Origin of the sequence: Curtobacterium sp. 'Ferrero' (assembly GCF_002412165.1) — a bacterium.
Lineage (GTDB): Bacteria > Actinomycetota > Actinomycetes > Actinomycetales > Microbacteriaceae > Curtobacterium.
The window spans coordinates 1-17,945 of the sequence record NZ_NXIA01000014.1; the positions used below are offsets into that span (position 1 = coordinate 1).

The 17,945-nt window shown below is 73.9% G+C and carries 18 protein-coding genes; 11 read left to right on the forward strand and 7 right to left on the reverse strand.

The genetic code is table 11. The features are described 5' to 3' along the window. The first annotated feature begins 511 nt into the window (after nt 1-511). From Csp2054_RS12415 to Csp2054_RS12425, 3 genes are read left to right on the forward strand one after another with little or no spacing between them, the layout of a single operon-like run. Complete coding sequence (locus Csp2054_RS12415; RefSeq protein ID WP_096899632.1) at nt 512-1,354, forward strand: glycosyltransferase family 2 protein; 843 nt, start codon at nt 512-514, stop codon at nt 1,352-1,354. Next, nucleotides 1,351-2,166, forward strand: coding sequence for an endonuclease/exonuclease/phosphatase family protein (locus Csp2054_RS12420; RefSeq protein WP_096899633.1), 816 nt, complete (start codon nt 1,351-1,353; stop codon nt 2,164-2,166). Before Csp2054_RS12415 ends, Csp2054_RS12420 begins: the two co-directional genes overlap by 4 nt. After that, the gene (locus tag Csp2054_RS12425) at nt 2,163-2,762 is read left to right on the forward strand and encodes a hypothetical protein (RefSeq protein WP_141399258.1); all 600 of its coding nucleotides are present in this window, start codon (nt 2,163-2,165) and stop codon (nt 2,760-2,762) included. Before Csp2054_RS12420 ends, Csp2054_RS12425 begins: the two co-directional genes overlap by 4 nt. Before the next feature lie 83 nt (nt 2,763-2,845). Here Csp2054_RS12425 and Csp2054_RS12430 read toward each other — a convergent pair whose 3' ends face one another. After that, on the reverse strand, nt 2,846-3,496 hold the full coding sequence (locus tag Csp2054_RS12430) for an NAD(P)H-binding protein (RefSeq protein WP_096899635.1): 651 nt from the start codon (nt 3,494-3,496) through the stop codon (nt 2,846-2,848). Between the two features lie 34 nt (nt 3,497-3,530). Next, entirely contained in the window at nt 3,531-3,977 is a 447-nt protein-coding gene (locus tag Csp2054_RS12435; protein ID WP_096899636.1) for an SRPBCC family protein, read from the reverse strand. Nucleotides 3,978-4,064: 87 nt separating this feature from the next. Between Csp2054_RS12435 and Csp2054_RS17825 the strand changes: the two genes are divergently transcribed. The 7 genes from Csp2054_RS17825 to Csp2054_RS12465 all read left to right on the forward strand — a co-directional run bounded on the left by Csp2054_RS17825 (nt 4,065) and on the right by Csp2054_RS12465 (nt 10,732). After that, complete coding sequence (locus tag Csp2054_RS17825) at nt 4,065-4,553, forward strand: DUF4126 family protein (protein WP_141399259.1); 489 nt, start codon at nt 4,065-4,067, stop codon at nt 4,551-4,553. 167 nt (nt 4,554-4,720) lie between these two features. Further along, nucleotides 4,721-4,867, forward strand: a complete 147-nt coding sequence (locus Csp2054_RS18165; protein WP_176491687.1) for a hypothetical protein — start codon at nt 4,721-4,723, stop codon at nt 4,865-4,867. Continuing rightward, nucleotides 4,861-6,114 carry an alcohol dehydrogenase catalytic domain-containing protein gene (locus Csp2054_RS12445; protein WP_096899638.1) on the forward strand — a complete coding sequence of 418 codons (1,254 nt, stop codon included), beginning with the start codon at nt 4,861-4,863 and terminating at the stop codon, nt 6,112-6,114. Before Csp2054_RS18165 ends, Csp2054_RS12445 begins: the two co-directional genes overlap by 7 nt. Next, nucleotides 6,111-7,625 (forward strand): NAD-dependent succinate-semialdehyde dehydrogenase, encoded by a 1,515-nt coding sequence (locus Csp2054_RS12450; RefSeq protein WP_096899639.1) that lies wholly within the window; start codon nt 6,111-6,113, stop codon nt 7,623-7,625. Before Csp2054_RS12445 ends, Csp2054_RS12450 begins: the two co-directional genes overlap by 4 nt. Beyond that, entirely contained in the window at nt 7,622-8,191 is a 570-nt protein-coding gene (locus Csp2054_RS12455; RefSeq protein ID WP_096899640.1) for a formaldehyde-activating enzyme, read from the forward strand. The genes Csp2054_RS12450 and Csp2054_RS12455 overlap by 4 nt, the downstream gene beginning before the upstream one ends. Further along, nucleotides 8,188-9,609 carry an MFS transporter gene (locus tag Csp2054_RS12460; RefSeq protein WP_096899641.1) on the forward strand — a complete coding sequence of 474 codons (1,422 nt, stop codon included), beginning with the start codon at nt 8,188-8,190 and terminating at the stop codon, nt 9,607-9,609. The genes Csp2054_RS12455 and Csp2054_RS12460 overlap by 4 nt, the downstream gene beginning before the upstream one ends. A 151-nt stretch (nt 9,610-9,760) precedes the next feature. Then, nucleotides 9,761-10,732: an NAD-dependent epimerase/dehydratase family protein gene (locus Csp2054_RS12465; RefSeq protein ID WP_096899733.1), complete on the forward strand. Its 972-nt coding sequence runs from the start codon at nt 9,761-9,763 to the stop codon at nt 10,730-10,732. 36 nt (nt 10,733-10,768) lie between these two features. Here the strand turns inward: Csp2054_RS12465 and Csp2054_RS12470 are convergent, their stop codons facing one another. Continuing rightward, nucleotides 10,769-11,908: a PQQ-dependent sugar dehydrogenase gene (locus Csp2054_RS12470; RefSeq protein ID WP_255252731.1), complete on the reverse strand. Its 1,140-nt coding sequence runs from the start codon at nt 11,906-11,908 to the stop codon at nt 10,769-10,771. A 181-nt stretch (nt 11,909-12,089) separates the two neighbouring features. Here Csp2054_RS12470 and Csp2054_RS12475 point away from each other — a divergent pair, with 181 nt between their 5' ends. Beyond that, the gene (locus tag Csp2054_RS12475; RefSeq protein WP_096899642.1) at nt 12,090-12,755 is read left to right on the forward strand and encodes an SDR family NAD(P)-dependent oxidoreductase; all 666 of its coding nucleotides are present in this window, start codon (nt 12,090-12,092) and stop codon (nt 12,753-12,755) included. A gap of 44 nt (nt 12,756-12,799) precedes the next feature. Here Csp2054_RS12475 and Csp2054_RS12480 read toward each other — a convergent pair whose 3' ends face one another. The 4 genes from Csp2054_RS12480 to Csp2054_RS12495 form a co-directional block, all read right to left on the reverse strand. Then, nucleotides 12,800-13,537: an SGNH/GDSL hydrolase family protein gene (locus tag Csp2054_RS12480; RefSeq protein ID WP_141399260.1), complete on the reverse strand. Its 738-nt coding sequence runs from the start codon at nt 13,535-13,537 to the stop codon at nt 12,800-12,802. A 181-nt stretch (nt 13,538-13,718) separates the two neighbouring features. Further along, nucleotides 13,719-16,505: an FtsX-like permease family protein gene (locus Csp2054_RS12485; protein WP_141399261.1), complete on the reverse strand. Its 2,787-nt coding sequence runs from the start codon at nt 16,503-16,505 to the stop codon at nt 13,719-13,721. Next, nucleotides 16,502-17,233, reverse strand: a complete 732-nt coding sequence (locus Csp2054_RS12490) for an ABC transporter ATP-binding protein (RefSeq protein WP_096899645.1) — start codon at nt 17,231-17,233, stop codon at nt 16,502-16,504. Before Csp2054_RS12490 ends, Csp2054_RS12485 begins: the two co-directional genes overlap by 4 nt. Continuing rightward, nucleotides 17,230-17,784, reverse strand: a complete 555-nt coding sequence (locus Csp2054_RS12495; protein ID WP_096899646.1) for a PadR family transcriptional regulator — start codon at nt 17,782-17,784, stop codon at nt 17,230-17,232. The genes Csp2054_RS12490 and Csp2054_RS12495 overlap by 4 nt, the downstream gene beginning before the upstream one ends. Nucleotides 17,785-17,945: the final 161 nt, after the last annotated feature.

The window sequence follows — 17,945 nt, forward strand, 5'->3', positions numbered from 1 at the left end:
CCTGCGCGGCGTTCACGCCGAACGCGGCGCCACCGAGGACGAGCGCGCCGGTCGTGGCGAGGGTGATCGAGGTCTTCAGGCTCTTGCGCATGGTGGTTCCCTTTCCTTCGTGCGGACCGCCGCCCTGCTGCTGTGGGCACGACGGATCAGCCCCGGGGGTCGGAGCTGCGATGCAGCGTGGTGCTGCGGTGACGACCGCTGTTCTGCGGTGGTCTCGGAAGGTATTCGGGACCCCCGGACGATCGGTTTGGGTCGTGTACCCCGACGGACTCCGTGGCGGTCCGTCCGCCGTGCGTCCGACTCCCCCGGCCGGCTTCGGCGACTGGTCGCGACCCTCCGGTCGATCCCCGGAACGACGGGGATCGAGGGCATTCGTGATGCTCCGGCTCCCTCCGTCACGACGTACCCGCCGACCCGAGCAGCGTCCCCCGTTCTGGGGTACGCGACATCATCCAGGGACACCGGTGCCTGTTCGACCCGGTCCCCAGGCGCTCCTTGGCAGGGTGGAACGATGGCAGCGCCCCGCACCGTGACCGTCGTCGTGCCCGTCCTCGACGACGCGGAGGACCTCCGTGTCTGCCTCGCCGCACTGGCCCGGCAGACCCGGCCGGCCGACGAGGTGGTGGTCGTCGACAACGGCAGCCGGGACGACAGCGTGGCGGTGGCCCTCGCCGCCGGCGCCCGCGTGCTGCACGAGCCGGTCCGGGGCATCGCCGCCGCTGCGAGCCGTGCGTACGACGCCGCGACCGGGGACGTCATCGCCCGGGTGGACGCCGACACCGTCGTGCCGGACGACTGGCTGGCTCGTGCGCTCCCCTGGTTCGACGACGACCTGGTCACCGCGGTCACGGGACCCGGGGCGTTCCGTGACCTCGGTCCCGTCGCCGCTGCGTTCTGGCAGGTCGTGTACATGCGCGCCTACTTCGTGACCATGACGGCGGCGCTCGGGCAGCCTCCGCTCTTCGGCTCGAACGCCTTGTTCCGCCGCGTGGCGTGGCTCGCGGTCCGGCACCGGGTGCACCGGACGGACCCCGGGGTCCACGACGACGTCGACCTGTCCCTGCAGTTCGACCCGCGGTGGCGCACGGTGCTCGACCGGTCGCTCGTGGTCTCGGTGTCGGGAGGTCCGGTGCGGGACCCGCGCGGCTTCGGGCGTCGGACGCGTCGGGCGGTGCACACCTTCGCCGTCGCCGGGCTCCGCGCGGTCCCACCGGCCCGTCTGCTCCGCCGTGGTGTCGGATCGGCTCGACTCGTTCCCGTGCGCGTCGTTCCCGTGCGCGCCCGCGTCCCGGACTACCCTGCGGACGTCGCGGAGCCGGTCCCGGCGGGTCGGGTGCGGACGGGGAGCGCGTGAGCGGGGCGGACGCTCCGGCCGGGGCACCCGACCTGCACTGCGTGACGCTCAACGTCCGTCGGCCGGTGCCGCACCTGCGCCGCGGGCACCCGGACGCCTGGGACACCCGGCGACCGGCGCTCGAGGCGTTCCTGGACGCGGTGCGGCCGACGGTCCTCGCCGTCCAGGAGGCCGTCCCGGCGCAGCTGACCGTGGTCCGTCGTGTACTCGGCGACCGCTGGCTGCCCGTCGTGTCCGCCAGGAGCCGGGCGCGCTCCGCCGAGCACGTCGGGCTCCTGGTCGACGGCGAGCGGCTCCGCGTGGTCGACCGTCGGACCGTGGCGCTCTCGACGCGCCCGGACCGGATCGGCTCCCGGTCGTGGGGCAGCCTGTTCCCGAGGATCGCCGTCGCCGCGGTCCTCGACGACCTCGCGACCGGCACCCGGTTCTCCGCGATCGCGACGCACCTCGACCCGTTCTCGCCGCCGGCCCTGCGGAACGGGGCGCGGGCGGTCGGGGCGCTCGCGGCGTCGGCGGGCACGCCCGTCGTGGCGATGGCCGACTGGAACGCGTCGGAGCGGTCGTCCTCCGCCCGGGTGCTGTCGGACGCCGGGCTCGTCGACACGTGGGACGTCGCCGAGTCCCGCGGCCCGGCCTCGGGGACCCTCACGCGGTACCGTTCGCCGCGGTCGGGTGCGCCGCGGCTCGACCGTGTCCTCGTCCGTCCCGGCGGCGGGTGGACGGCCCGGGTGCGCTCCGCGTCGATCACGCCGACGGCGGCCTCGGACCACGCGGCCGTGCACGCGGTGCTGCGGTGGGAGCGCACAGCGTGATCAGTTCGCTCGGTCCGACGTTCCTCCGCCGACCGCGCGGCGCGGAGTGGCTCGCCGACGCCGTCCGCGTCCTGGTGGTCGCCGGTGTCCCGACCGCGGCGATCGGCTGGGGACCCGTCGACCTGGCGATCGCGATGCTGGCGCTCCTCGGCGCGGTCGTCGCACGCGCGCTCGGACTCCGACCGGCCGTGGACGTCGCGGTGAGCGTGCTGTCGTCGCTCGCCGCCTGGAGCAGCACCCTCGGCTGGTACACGAGTGCGCCGGGCTGGGACAAGGTCGTGCACGTCGTGCTCGTGGGGCTGCTCGCCGTGGTGCTGTGCGTCGTCGCGTCCGACCTCGGGGTGCTGCACGACGTCCGTTCGCTGCCCGTGCCCGCGGACGTGGCGGTCGGCGGTGTCGCGGGACTGGCGATCGGCGGGGTGTGGGAGATGGGCGAGTGGGTGGGGCACACGTTCGTCGACGCGACGATCTTCGTCGGCTACGACGACACGATCGGCGACCTGCTGGCCGACCTCGTCGGCGGGCTCGCCGCCGGGGCGGCGCTCCGCTGGGCGGCCGGTGACCGCCGCACGCGGACCGCACCGCGGCAGCGGTGACCCGGGGACGGACGGGAGGCACGGTGCATGCCCGCACCGTGCCTCCCGTCCGTCCCGTGGTCGCGGACGCGACCGGTCCTCGGTCAGGCCTGCGGGGCCTGCAGGAAGGTCCCGATCTCCGTGTCGCCGTGGTTGAAGCGGATGGTGCGCCCGGCGGTCGAGGCGTCCTCGACCACGTCCGCCACGACGTGCGCGACGTCGCCGCGCGGCACCTCGGAACCGGAGCCGTCCCAGTCGATGCGGCCGGAGGGCTCGTCGTCCGTGAGGGTGCTCGGTGCGACGACGGTCCACCGCAGACCGGAGTCGCGGAGCACGGCGTCCGCGACGTACTTCGACTGAGCGTAGGCGAAGAAGTCGTTGTCCTGCGGCACCCCGTGGTCGAGCACGGAGCCGGACCACGAAACCATCACGTACCGGTCGACCCCGGCGCGCGCGGCGGCCTGCACCGACAGCACGGCGGCGTCGCGGTCGATCGCGTAGGTCCGCTCGGCGGACCCACCACCGGCGCCGGCGGACCAGACGACCACGTCGTGCCCGCGCACGAGCTCCGTGAACGAGTCAAGGGTCTGCTGCTCGATGTCGGCGACCGTCGGCTCCCCGCCGTGCGCGCGGACGTCGTCGGACTGGGCGGGATCGCGGATCACGGAGGTCACCGAGTGCCCGCGCTCGCTGAGGATGCGCGTCGCGAGGAGGGCGACCTTGCCGTGTCCGCCGAAGAGGATGATGCTGCTCATGGCGCGGACGCTACCCGGCGGTCCTCCGTGCGACTCAGCCGCGCTCGGCGACGGCCTTGAGCTGCTGCAACCCCTTCTCGAAGTCCGGGCCGACCAGCTTCTCGAGGTCGAAGATCCGCGACATGAACGTCCTGGGGCTCGTCATCCGCCAGACGACGTCCGTGCCGGTGCCGCTCGGGACGAGGTCGAAGCGGATCGTGTTCGACGAGCGGAACGGCTTGGTGAACTCGAGGTCCACGTCGACGCCGTCGGGGCCGATCGCGGTGATCCGCATGGTTCCGGCCCCGGCCTTCCGGTTGCCGGACCACGTGTACGAGGAGCCGACGGTCCCGGGGTCGCCGGCGTACGCACGGTGCAGGGCCGGGTCGGCGCCCTCCCACGGCGACCAGTCCACCCACCGCGTGAGGTCCGCGATGCGGGGCAGCAGCGCGGCGGGAGCGGCGTCCACGTGCTCCCGGCGCTCGACGGTCACCTGCTTCATGCAGGCAGGATACGACTCCGCGCAGCTCCCAGCACCCCTGCGTAGCGTCGGGTCAGACGTCCGGACGAGACCGCGAGGAGACCGACGATGAGCACGAAACGAGAGCAGCGCACCCTGGCCCGCACCCTGGCGCTCGGCGTCCTGACCGGTGGTCGGAGCGCCACGCCCCTCGCGGTCCTCGCCCTGAACCACGACCGGAAGTCCCTGTCCGGCTCCTGGCAGCAGTGGAAGCTGTTCAGCACGCCGCTCGGTCGCGGGGTCCTCGTCGCGAGCGCGGTGGGCGAACTCATCGGCGACAAGCTGCCGGCCACGCCGAGCCGCATCGGCTTCCCCGCGATCCTCGGCCGGATCGCGTCCGGCGCGGTGGCCGGCGCGGCGTTGGGCACCACCGGGCGCCGCAACCTCGTCGTCGAGGGAGCGATCCTCGGCGGGGTCGGTGCGATCGTCGGGAGCTTCGTGGGCTGGGCAGCGCGCAAGGCCGTCGGCGGCGTCACGCACCTGCCGGACCCGGTCGTCGCACTCGCGGAGGACGCCGCCACCATCGCCGGCGCGGTCAAGGTCGTCACCGCCGACTGACCGCGGCCAGCCGTTCCCCACGGCAGCGGCGTCGCCCTTGCGCAACGTCGTACTGCAATGTGGAACACCGGTTGCGCTCGAGCCGAGCGCGGCCCTAGTCTGACCGACACAACCGAACACCGGCCGTCCCCGCGGGGACGGTAGTCACGTACAGACCTCAGAGAACAGTGACCCAGAGCGCTTCCGGCGCTCGGGCCACTGTTCTCTTTTTTTGTGCGCTCGTCCCGCTCGTCCCGCTCGTCCCGCTCGTCCCGTTCATCCCGTTCATCCCTTTCATCCCGTTCGTCCCGCTCATCGAGGAGCACCCATGTTGATCGAAGCCGCGCTGCTCGACGCAACCGACGTCCCGTTCCGGGTCACCAGCCTGACCCTGGACGACCCCGGCCCCGACGAGGTCCTCGTCCGCCTCAGTGCGAGCGGCGTGTGCGCCTCGGACGCGCACACCCGCTCCGGCCACACGCCGTCGCCGCTGCCTGCCGTGCTCGGGCACGAGGGCGCCGGGGTCGTCGAGGCGGTCGGGCAGAACGTCCACCACGTCGCACCGGGCGACCACGTGGCGCTCTCCTGGATGCCGAACTGCGGGCACTGCCGACACTGCGTCGCGGGACGTCCGGTCCTGTGCACCGCCGCCGCTCCGGCACTGCTCGCGGGCACCATGCTCGACGGCACCACACGGCTGCACGACGGCGACCGACCGGTGCACCACTACTCGTTCCTGTCCACGTTCGCCACGCACACCGTGGTGCCGGCGAACAGCGCGGTGCGGATCCCCCGCGACGTCCCCCTCGCGCTCGCCGCCCTCGTCGGGTGCGCCGTGCTGACCGGGTACGGTGCCGCCGTCAACCGCGCGGGCATCCGGCCGGGGCAGACGGTCGTCGTGTTCGGTGCCGGCGGCGTCGGCCTGAGCGCGGTGCTCGGTGCGCGGCAGGCCGGGGCGGCCCAGGTCATCGTCGTCGACCCCGTGCCGGAGAAGGGCGCCACGGCCATCGCGTTCGGCGCGACGAGCGTGCTCGTCCCGTCGGACGACGTCGCGGCCCAGGTCGTCGCCCTGACCGGCGGCGACGGGGCCGACGTCGCGATCGACGCGGTCGGGGCCCCCGGCATCCTGGAGACCGCGTTCCACGCGACGGTCCCGGGCGCGACCATCGTCTGCGTCGGCGTGCCCGGTCCGGGCGCTCGGCACTCGGTCCCGGGGGCCGAGTTCGTCCGGTCCGAACGGGTCATCACCGGCTCGTTGTACGGGTCCAGCCGCCCGTCGGTCGACATCCCGGCGATCCTCGACCTCCACGCCCGCGGCCGGTTGCCGCTCGAGCGACTCGTGTCCCGGACGTACACGCTCGGCGGGATCAACGAGGCCTTCGACGACCTCGCCACCGGCCGACTCAACCGCGGCGTGCTCGTGTTCGACGAGGCCACGGCGTGGGGCGGCCCTGCGTCCACCAGCGCTGCGACCACCGGCGCTGCGTCCAACAGCGCTGCGCCCACCAGCGTCGCGACCGCCGCTGCGACCGCCGGTACCCCACCGATCACCACCCCCGCACGAGAGGAGGTCGTCGCGTGAGCACGGCCACCACCGACACCGGACGCGTCACCGGCACCGCACCGAGCACCCGCGTCGCCGGCGTCACCGTCCCCACCGGTCTGGCGATCGCCGGCACCTGGCGTCCGTCGAGCACCGGCGCGCACTTCGCCGTCGAGGACCCCGCGACCGAGCAGTCCATCGCGCTCGTCGCCGACGGCACCGTGTCCGACGCGCTCGACGCCCTCGACACCGCCCACGACGCCCAGCCGTCCTGGGGGGACACCCCGGCACGGACCCGTGCGGAGCTGCTCCGCCGGGCGTTCGACACCGTGACCGCGCGCGCCGACGAGTTCGCCGCGGTCATCACGGCCGAGATGGGCAAGCCCCTCGCCGAGGCGCGTGCCGAGGTGGCCTACGGTGCCGAGTTCCTCCGCTGGGGCTCGGAGCAGGCAGCGCACGTGCACGGCGAGTTCGGGCACGCACCCGGCGGCGGGTTCCGGATCGCGACGAGCCGACGACCGGTCGGCCCCGCGTACCTCGTCACCCCCTGGAACTTCCCGCTCGCGATGGGCACCCGCAAGGTCGCCGCCGCGCTCGCCGCTGGGTGCACGGTGGTCTGGAAGCCCGCGGCGCAGACCCCGCTCACCGCGGCGCTCCTCGTCCAGGCGCTCGCCGACGCCGGCGTACCGGACGGCGTCGTGAACCTCGTCCCGACGCTCGACGCAGCTGCGCAGTCCCGGGCGCTGATGGCCGACCCACGGCTGCGGAAGCTGAGCTTCACCGGGTCGACCCGCGCCGGCACGACCCTGCTCCGCCAGGCTGCCGACACCGTCATGCGCACGTCGATGGAGCTCGGCGGCAACGGTCCGTTCGTGGTCCTCGCCGACGCTGACGTCGACGCCGCGGTCGAGGGCGCGGTCCTCGCGAAGTTCCGGAACGGCGGTGAGTCGTGTGTCGCGGCGAACCGGTTCGTCGTGCACGAGGACGTCGTCGACCGGTTCGTCGCGGGTTTCGCGGCGCGGGTCGGCCGGATGGTCCCGGGCCCCGGCACGGACCCGGCGAGCACGCTCGGCCCGCTCATCGACCGGGCCGCCGTGGACAAGGTCGACGGGCTCGTCCGCGACGCCCTCGCGGACGGCGCGCGCCTGGTGGCGGGCGGTCACCGCATCGACCGCCCCGGCCACTTCTACGCCCCCACGATCGTGACGGACGTGCCCCGCGCCTCCCGGCTGCTCCGCGAGGAGATCTTCGGCCCCGTCGCCCCGGTCACCACGGTGTCGTCGGTGGACGAGGCCGTCGCCGTCGCGAACGACACGGAGTACGGGCTCGCCGCGTTCGTGTGGACGCGCGATGTGCAGACCGCGCTCGAGGTCGGCGACCGGATCGAGGCCGGCATGGTCGGCATCAACCGGGGGCTGGTGTCCGAGGTCGCGGCGCCGTTCGGCGGGGTGAAGGTCTCCGGGCTCGGCCGCGAGGGCGGCAGCAGCGGGATCGACGAGTACCTCGAGACCCGGTACCTCGCCATCGACGACCAGCGGAGGACACGATGACCGACCTCGACGGCCGCATCGCCCAGGGCTGGGGCGGCACCGCACCGGAGGGCGTGCACGTCAACGTGGTGCTCGCCGACCGGGGCAGTGCCACCGCGGCGTCCCTGCTCGGTGCGTACACGGCGCCACGGCAGGGCTTCACCCCGATCCTCGCGAGCGTCGGGCCCGACCAGCCGTCGTACGAGACCGTGTGGCCACCCGTCCTGCTGCTCAACAAGACCGCCCCCGCCGACGACCGTGCCGCCGGCCTCGTGTCCGGTGCCGCGCAACTCGGTGCGGCGCAGGGGGCGCTCGACGCCGCGGCGGACGGGATCGTCCCGGCGACCCCCGACGTGCTCGTGTTCGTCTCGCTCTGGATCGACGAGCGCGCCACGGACGAGACCGCGGTCCGCCGAGCCACCCGCCAGGCCGTCGGAGCGGCCGTCCGTGAGGCCGCGGTCGGCCGTGAGCCCGCCGTGACCGAGCGGTTGGTCGCCGAGCGCGACCGACTGCAGAACCCCTTCTACCGCGGCGACGACGACGCCGACCGCACCACCACTCGACGACGAGGGAGCACCCGACCATGACCCGCACCACCCCGACCGGCCGGACCACCCCGGTCGGCCAGACCACGCCCACCGGCTTCGTGGAGACCCACGACGTCGGCGGCTCCGAGCAGCTCAACCCGCTCGCGCGCCGGTTCCTCACCCGACTGACCGCGGTCACCGCCGGTGGGATGTTCATCGACGGGTACGTCTTCGCCGTCATCGGTGTGACGCTGGCCCTGCCGCTCTTCCACCGGGAGCTCGGGACGACGCCGTTCTGGGAGGGCATGATCTCGTCCTCGACCCTGGTCGGCATCTTCGTCGGCGGCCTGGTGTTCGGCTGGCTCACCGACCGGTACGGCCGCAGACCGCTGTTCGTGGCCGACCTCATCGCCTTCGTCGGGGCCGGTGTGCTGCTGTTCTTCGTGCAGGAACCGTGGCAGATGTTCGTGCTCGGGCTCGTGATGGGGCTGGCGGTCGGCGCGGACTACGCCATCGGCACGCCGCTGCTGTCGGAGTTCTCGCCGCGGTCCGCCCGCGGCCGACTCGGGGCGAGCCTGCAGATCGCGTGGAACATCGGCTACGTGGTGGCGTTCCTCATCGGCTTCCTCGTCACGGCCGCGAACCCCGGCGCCTGGCGGTGGGTGCTCCTGTCCGCCGCGCTGCCCGCGGTGATCTGCCTCGTCGCCCGGCACGGCCTGCCCGAGTCGCCCCGCTGGTTGCTGGCCAAGGGCCGGGTCGACGAGGCCCGCGCGGTGCTCGAGCGCCTCGGGTGGTCGCTCGAGTCCGGTGACTTCACCGAGGAGCAGAGCGACACCTCCGACCGCTTCGCCCTGTTCCGCCGTGGGCAGCTCGGCCGCACGGTCTTCGTCAGCGTCTTCTGGATCTGCCTGGTGATGCCGTACTTCGCGATCATCTTCTTCCAGTCGCGCGTGTACGAGACGCTCGGCATCGACGGCCCCATCCTCACGGCGCTCCTCGGCACGATCGTGGCGCTCGCCGGGGTCGTCGTGGGCACGCTCGTGGTCGACCGCGTGGGCCGTCGGCCGCTCCTGATCGTCCCGTTCTGGGTCACGGGTGCCGCGCTCGCGATCGTGACGTTCGCACACCTGCTGCCCGCGGCCGTGATCGTGACGTGCTTCTTCGTGTACCTGTTCTCGTACGGGGTCGCCTCGATCCTGTGCGGCGTGTACCCGATGGAGCTGTTCCCGACGGCGATCCGCACGACCGGGGTCGGCTTCGCGTCGGCGATGAGCCGCATCGGCGCAGCGGTCGGGACGTTCGCGTTCCCGGTCGTCCTCGCCTGGAGCGTCCCCGTCGCGATGGCAGTGATGGCCGGCGTCTGCGTGCTCGGCGCCGTGGTCGCGTTGGTCTACGCGCCGGAGACCGCCGGACGGTCGCTCACCGACGTCGCGACCGGTTCGCTCGGGGTGCGCCGCGCGCCAGCGCGGACGCGCTGAGGGACCCGACGACCTGCGCCACCGGCCGCCGGAGGGCACGGCGGACAGAGGGCGCGGCGGACGGGAGGCGCGGGGCGGCCCCGGCCCGCGCCTCCCGTCCGGCTCCCACTCGGTGTGTCCCACCCAGCCGTCCAGGCATAGCGTGACCGGCATGCGCATCGTCGTCATCGGGGCCACCGGCCACATCGGTTCCTTCCTGGTCCCCCGCCTCGTCCGTTCCGGTCACGACGTCGTGACCGTCAGCCGCGGGACCCGTTCCGCCTACGTCGACGCTCCGGAGTGGGAGCAGGTCGAGCGGGTCGTCGCCGACCGCGAGCAAGAGGACCGGGACGGCACCTTCGGCGCCCGCATCGCCGGGCTGCACGCCGACGCGGTGGTCGACCTCGTCTGCTTCACGCTCGAGTCCGCGCAGGCCCTCGTCGCCGCGCTTCGTGGGTCGGACACGCATCTGCTCCACTGCGGGTCGATCTGGCGCGCCGGGGTCTCGCACGTGCTCCCGATCACCGTGGAGAACGCCACGCCGCCGTTCGGCGAGTACGGCGAGCAGAAGGACGCGATCGCCCGCTGGCTGCAGGAGGAAACCGCCTCGGGAGGTGTCGCGACGACCTCACTGCACCCGGGACACATCAGCGGGCCGGGCTGGGTGCCGATCGGTCCGCTCGGCAACCTCGACACGTCGGTCGTCACGCGACTGTCCGCCGGCGAGGTCGTCGAGGTGCCGGGCCTGGGTGCCGAGGCGATGGCGCACGTGCACGCCGACGACGTCGCGCAGGCCTTCCAGCTCGCGGTCGAGCACCGCGAGCAGGCGGTCGGGGCCGCACTGTTCGTGACGGCCCCGACGGCGCTCACGGTGCGCGGGTACGCGCAGCTGGTCGCGTCCTGGTTCGGACAGGAGGCACGGCTCGAGTCCGTCTCGTGGGACCGGTTCCGCGCGACCACCGAGCCCGAGCACGCCGACGCGAGCTGGGCGCACCTGTCACGCAGCCAGGTCTTCAGCACGGACGAGACCCGGCGGGTGCTCGGGTACGAGCCGGCGTACACCGCCGAGGCGACCGTGCTCGACGCGCTCCGGTGGCTGATCGAGCACGGCGAGGTCGAGGTCGCGCGCCCGCTCGCGGTGTGACGGGCGCGGTTCCGGCCGGACGCGTTGTCGGCGGGGTCAGCGTTCGGTGAGGGGGACGGAGACGATCCGGTCGTCGCCGTCGCTCGGATCACCGCGCCCGTCGGTGTTGTTCGTCACGAACCACAGCGCTCCGTCGGGCCCCTCGAGCACCGAGCGGATCCGGCCGAAGTCCCCGCCGAAGTACACGCGCGACGTCGAGGGCTCCGACACCGGCACGGCTCGGACGCTCTCGCCCTGCAGGTTGGCGACGAACACGGTGTCGCCGATCACCGTGAGGCCGCTCGGGGACGCGTCGCTCGTGGCCCACTGCTGCACGGGGTCGACGAAGCCGCGGTCGGTGCCGCCCTTCCCCTCGACCTCGGGCCAGCCGTAGTCCGAGCCCTTCTCCACGACGTTGAGCTCGTCCCAGGTGTTCTGCCCGAACTCCGCGGCGAACATGGTGCCGTCGGCGGCCCAGCCCATGCCCTGCACGTTCCGGTGCCCGGTCGTCCACACGAGCGAGTCGCGGAAGGGGTTGCCGGCGGGGACGTCGCCCTCGGCCGTCATGCGGAGGATCTTGCCGGCGAGCGAGTCGCGGTCCTGGGCGTCCTGCCCGTTGCCGGCGTCCCCCACGCTGGCGTAGAGCATCCCGTCCGGGCCGAACGCGATGCGTCCCCCGTTGTGGATGCCGCTCGCGGGCAGCCCGTCGAGGATCGTGGTGGCGTCACCGAGCTCGTACGAGCCCGGCCCTCCCGTGAGGTCGAAGCGCTGGATGCGGTTGCCGTCCTCGGCGGTGGAGTACACGAACAGGTCGCCGTCGTGGAGCGCCAGTCCGAGCAGGCCGCCCTCGCCCCCGTGCCGCACGCCGGGCACCGTCCCCACCACGCGGGTCGTGCCGTCATCGGTCAGCTCGAGCACCCGCGCCGAGTCGCGTTCGCTGACCAGCGCGTCGCGGCCGTCCCCGGTGCGGACGACGGACCAGGGGGCCTCGAGGTCGGTGACGACGTCGCTGGTCTCGCCGTCGGGAGCGAGCGCCGCGACGGACGGCGTCGTCGAGGCGCCGGGGGCCGAGCGGGAGGGCGTGGGCGGCGTGCCCTCGTCGGTGTCGGCGTCGGTGCAGCCGGACAGCACGAGTGCCATGGCGGAGACGGCGACGGCACCGATCGTCGTCCAGGTGCGGCGGGTGGTCGCGTGCACGGGGTGCCTCCCCTTCGTCGGGCGGTCGTCGCGGCACCCCGATCACACACGGCCCGCTCGGGAATCCGCTGGGTGGACGCGCGGAGACCGGTCCTGCCGGACCCTGTGTCCGCGAGGGTGCGGGTGGTTCAGTGGGACGGCGTGCACGGACGCACGTCTCCCGATCCGGAAGGACCACTCCATGACCACCATCGCCATCGTCGGGGCCGGCAAGGGCCTGGGCGTCGAGACCGCCGCCCGCTTCGCCCGCGAGGGGTTCTCGGTCGCGCTGATCTCCCGCAACCAGGACCGGCTCGACTCGCTCGCGGCCGAGCTCCGGGAGCAGGGCCACACCGCCGCCGGGTTCGCCGCGAACGTCCGCGACGGCGACTCGCTCCGTGCGGCGCTCGAGCGGGCCACCGAGCAGCTCGGTCCGATCGAGGTGCTGCAGTACAGCCCGCTGCCGGCGAAGGAGTACATGCGTCCCGTGCTCGAGACGACCGCGGAGGACCTCGTCGGCCCGGTCGAGTTCTCGGTGTACGGCTCGGTGAACGCGGTCCGCCAGGTGCTCCCCGGCATGCGCGCACTCGGCCGCGGCACGATCCTGTTCGTCAACGGCGCGAGCGCGGTCCGCCCGGGTGCCCGGGTGACCGGCACGTCGGTCGCGTTCGCAGGTGAGAGCGCCTACGCCGAGCTCCTGCACGACGCGGTCAGGGACGAGAACGTCCACGTCGCGCAGCTCATCATCCCGTTCGGGATCGACGACGGCCAGGACGACCACTCGGGTGCCGCGATCGCCGAGCGGCTCTGGACGATCCACTCCGAGCGCGGCGAGTTCCGCACCTACGCGGAGGCGCTGCCCGAGTGAGTCGGCCCCGCGGGTTCCCGAGGACCGGTTCCCGCTGACCCGGCTCAGCGCCCCGTGGCCTCGATCGCCTCGGCCATGACGTGCGCGACGCCGAGGTTCGCCTCGGCCGTGGGGTGGATGCCGTCCGGCGTCGTGCCCGGCTCGTAGGCGCCGTCAGCGGTGCGGACCGCGGTGAACGGGTCGACGAACGCCCACCCGTGGCGCCGGGCGTCCGCCCGCAGCGCCCGCGTCAGGACGAGCTGCCCCGCCCGTCGGTCCGCACCCCACAGACTCGTGGTGCGGTCCGAGGGCGGCCCCGCGACGACGAGCACCCGGTGTGCGTCGACCTTGCGGACGAGCGCGTCGACGTTCGCGGTGATCGTCCCCACCGGCACGGCCTGGTTGACGTCGTTCGTGCCGAGCTCGACGACGAGCACGTCGGCGGTCGGTACCGGGCGGATCTCGCGGAGCACCTGGTCGGACCGGTAGCCGCTGTGCGCGTAGCCGCCGACCGCCCGCACGGCCGGGTCGCGTTCGAGCACGTGCAACCACGAGTCGGGCCGGGCCGTGATCGAGTCACCCGCGTACGCGAACGTCACGGCATCGGAGCGGTCCGTCGTGTCGATCGCCCCCGAGACGACCTGGTCCGGGGTCCGCCGGAGGGCCTCGGCCTGACGGACCGCGACCGCCTGCTCCGCGGCGGAGGCGTCGTGCGAGGAGGCCACCACGACGGCTCCCGTGCCGACGAGGGCGGCGGAGGCGATGATGCTGAGGAAGGCCACGAGGTGGCTGGTGCGGGACACGACTCCAGGTATCCCCCGGATCGCCCCGCCGAACCAGTCCCCAGACCTGGGGAATCGTCGCCGCTGCTGTGGCTTCTCGCACGAACCGCTGAGACCGCCGCGACGGGTCGGGCGGTGACCCGGGTCGGACGGGAGGCGCGGTGCGGGCCCGCCACGGGCCTCCCGTCCGGTGGTGCGCACGTCAGTGCGCGCGCCGCACCGCGACACGTCGGCTGCGTCCCGCCGTCGCCCACGTGCCCACCGTCACGAGCAGCGGCAGCCCGATCGCGAGCAGGGCGAGCGTCGGCCAGTCCGGCACGAACGGCATGTGCGTGACGCCTGCCGGGGTCGGGCCGAACCGGAGCGTCAGGGCGCGGATCGGCAGCAGTCCCAGGAGCGCGCCGACCACGGAGCCGACGCTCGTGAGGATCGCCGCCTGCCACGCCGACACCCGGCGACGGAGCCGTGGTGCCGCGCCGATCGCGTCGAGCACCTCGTCGTCCCGCCGCCCGTCGGACCGGGCGAGCCCGATCGCCACCGCGGTCGCCCCGATCGTGACGGCGGCCGCGAGCGCGAGGGCGATCGACTTCACCGCCGCGTTCCCGTCGACCGGTCCGGCCTCGTACTGGAACGACAGCCCCGCACGGTCCCGGTCCGCTCCGGCGTTGCTCTGCCACGCCGTCGCGAGCTCGCCGTACTGCTCCGACGAGATGTCCGCGGGGAGCCGGGTCACGAGCAGTCCGTCGACGGCGGGCACCCCGTACCGCTGGGCCGTCGCCCGCGTCATGAAGACGCCGATGGCGATGCGCGGTGTCTGCACGTCGAGGACGGCGGGGATCGCGACGCTGCTGCTCGGGCGGGCGTCGACCGGCACCGCGGTGTCGCTGGAGACCCCGCGGAAGGTGTCGACGTGCACCGAGCCGTCGCGGGCGTACTCCGACCACAGCGACACGGCGCGTCCGGAGTGCAGGGCGTCGCGGACCGCTGCGGACGGCCGGTGTCCCGTCAGGACGGCGTAGTCGTCGACCGTGCCCGTGACGATGTGCGGCGAGGAGTTGTCGGAGGCGCCGAGGAACGACGCGCACGTCGTGGTGTTCGGCGTCGGGCAGGCCCGGACGACCTGGTCCCGCGGGCGGACGAGCGTGCCCGGTTCCGACCCGAGGTCCTGGCTGACGGAACCGAGGACCCGGATGCGGTCGTGGCCGAGCACCGTGGCGGCGATCGATGCCGCGCGCCGGGTCAGCGCGGCGTCGTGCGTCGCACCGTGCTCGCCGGTCTCGTCCCACACGGACACGTCGCTCGTGGCGACCCCGACGGCGGTCCGGTACTCGTACTCCTGCACGAAGCGAGCGTGCGAGGACGCGGTGTAGGTCACCAGGACCGAGGCGACGAACACGACGCTCATCACGCTCGCGAGCACCGGGATGGTCCGCACCGGGTTCCGGCGGGCGTCCCGGCCGGCGAGCCGAGCAGCGAGGCCCATGCGGCTCGCGATCCGTGCGGCCAGGGTGAGGACCTCGGGCGAGCACAGGGCGACCCCGAGCTGCACCAGACAGGGCCCCAGCGCCACGCCGGCACCGACCACGAGCGCCCAGTGGTCGGGCTCTCCCTGCACTGGTCGGTCGTTGAGGGCGAGCACGCCGACACCGCAGCCGAGCGTCAGGAGCGCCCCCGCGACGATGAGGACCGGACCCCACACCCGACGGCGTCGTCGCGCGGGACGGTTCGTGGGGGCGGGCCGGAGCGAGCCGCGGAGCGCCGCGAGGACGTTGACGCGGGTGGCCGCCCGGGCCGCGACGAGCGACGACACCAGGCCGGCCACCACACCGAACCCGGCAACCGCTGCGAGCAGGCCGACGGGCAGGTGCAGCCCCGGGAACTTCGTCACGTCGCCGTCGTCGATCAGGCGGAACGCGAGCGCGCCGAGCCCGGTACCGGCTCCGAGCCCGAGCAGCGCTCCGGTCACGCCGAGCACGAGGCCGGAACCGGCGACGACCGAGCGGACGAACCCGCGGTCACCGCCGACGCTCGTGACGATCGCGTACGAGCGGGCGTCCGCCCGGGTGCCGACGAGGAACGCGGCCCCGGCGAGCAGGGCGACCTCGAACAGGGCGAACACCGCGACCAGCCCCAGCGCACCGACGTACCACCCGATGAGCGACGCCTGCCCGGCGTTCGCGAGCCGGTCGTCCGGCGGGTCGAGCACGACCGGGCGGGACTCCACGAGGATCCCGTGCGCGTTCAGTGCCCGGATCTCCGACCACGTCGGGGCGTCGTCCGGCAGGTACACCGTGACGTTCCAGGTGTCGCTCCCGGCCGCGTCGGCGGTGCGCTCGGAGAAGGTCCCCCACGGCACGAACACGCCGAGCGCGTCGGGGTCGGAACCGAGGTCCCGCAGGGTGCCGGTGATCGTGAACGTGGAGCGGACCGGGTCGGTGAGCGCGACGTGGTCCCCGACGTGCAGCCCCATCCGGTCGAGGGCGGCCGGGGTGAGCATCAGCTCGTCCGCCCGCTCCGGAGCGCGGCCGTCGAGGACCCGCCAGCGTCCGTCGAGCACCTCGTCCCACACGGCACCCTCGGTCGCGCTGAGCCCGAGCGGACCGTGCGCGCCCTCGAGGACGGCGTCGGCGGTCGCGACCGGGATCGACCGGGCTCCGGCGGGGACGTGGTCGAGCGGGTCCGCCCACGCCGTCGTCGCGGCGGCGCCGTCCGCCGGGCTCCCCGGTTCGGTCTCGGTCGCGGTCCAGTCGACCGGGTCCTGGCGGAGCCCCGGCACGTCCGGACCCCACGCCTGCAGCTGCGCGGCGGCGTGCCCGAGGTCGTGGTCGAGCCGCTCCTCGGTGGTCGGCTGCGTCGACTGGAAGACGACGGCCAGTGCCGCGAAGCCCGTGGTCGGGACGGCGATGAGCGCGAGGACCAGCGCCGCACGCCCGACCGACGCGAACGCCATCCGCCGACCCAGCCGCAGCGCGGGCCGGAGTCGGCTCACGAGTGGTCCCGGTCGGCGAGCGCGAGCTCCACGCCCGAGTACACCGTCTCGTCGACGACCCGGCCGTCGCGGAGGAACACGATCCGGTCCGCCCAGGCAGCGTGCCGGGCGTCGTGGGTGACGAGGAGCGCGCCCGCCCCGGCGTCGACGTGCCGACGCAGCATCCGGAGCACCACCTCGCCCGTCTGCGAGTCCAGGGCCCCGGTCGGCTCGTCGGCGAGGACCAGCCGGCGCTCGCCGACGACCCCTCGGGCGATCGCGACCCGCTGCTGCTGCCCGCCGGACAGGTCGTCCGGGAACGCGTCGGCGCGGTGCCCGAGCTCGACGTTGTCGAGGGCGAGACGTGCGGCACGCCGGGCCCGGCTCGCCTTCCACCCGTCGAGCTCGAGCGGCAGGGCGACGTTCTCGACGGCGGTCAGCGACGGGATGAGGTTGAAGTCCTGGAAGACGAACCCGACCAGGCGTCGACGCAGCGCCGCGAGGTCCTTCGCCGAGCGGTCGGCGACCCACTCGCCGTCGATGCGGACCTCGCCGCTCGTGGGCGGCAGGAGCGTGCCGGCGCAGGCGAGCAGCGTCGACTTCCCGGAGCCGGACGTGCCCATCACGGCGACCATCTCGCCGCGGCTGATCGTCAGGTCGACACCGGCCAACGCGGTCACCGCCTTGGCGCCGGAGCCGTACTGCACGCTCACGGCGTCGAGTTCGAGGAGCGGGGCCGCGGCGTTCACCGGGCGCTCCTGACGGTCTCTTCGGCGGTCGTCGGCGCGGGGTGGTCCGTCGGACGGTACCGCGCGACGCTCGACTCCACGTGATCGAGCCAACGCACCTCGGCCTCCGCCTGGAACACCATCGACTCGAGGACGAGCGACCACGCGAGGTCGTCGGCCGGGTCCGCGGTGCGCTTCAGTCGGGTGAGGTCCTGGAGGTTCCGGATCGCCGCGGCGCGCTGCACCTGCACGAGCCGGGCCACGTCGACCCCGGGCACGGTGACCGCGAGGGCGAACTTGATCGCCAGTTCGTCGCGCCCGCGCTTGGCCGGCACCGGTTCGCTGAACCAGCGCGCCACCGCCTCGTGACCCGCGTCGGTCGCCGTGTAGACGACGTGTCCGTCGTCGTCGGCGTCGCCGCGGGCCACGAGGCCGTCGCGTTCCAGGCGGTCGAGCGTCGTGTAGACCTGGCCGATGTTCAGCGGCCAGCTCCCGCCGGTGCGGTGCTCGAACTCCCCCCGGAGCTGGTACCCGTAGCCGGGTCCTCCCACCAGCAGTGCGAGTACGCCCATCCGTACGCTCATGACGCGGTTCCCCCTCGTTCCGTCCACCGTGGACATACCGAGTATGCACATACGCGGTATGGGCGGGCAAGTCACGATCCGGACACGGGACGGACGGGAGGCCCGTGGCGGTCTCGCCACGGGCCTCCCGTCCGTCGTCCTGGTCGCCC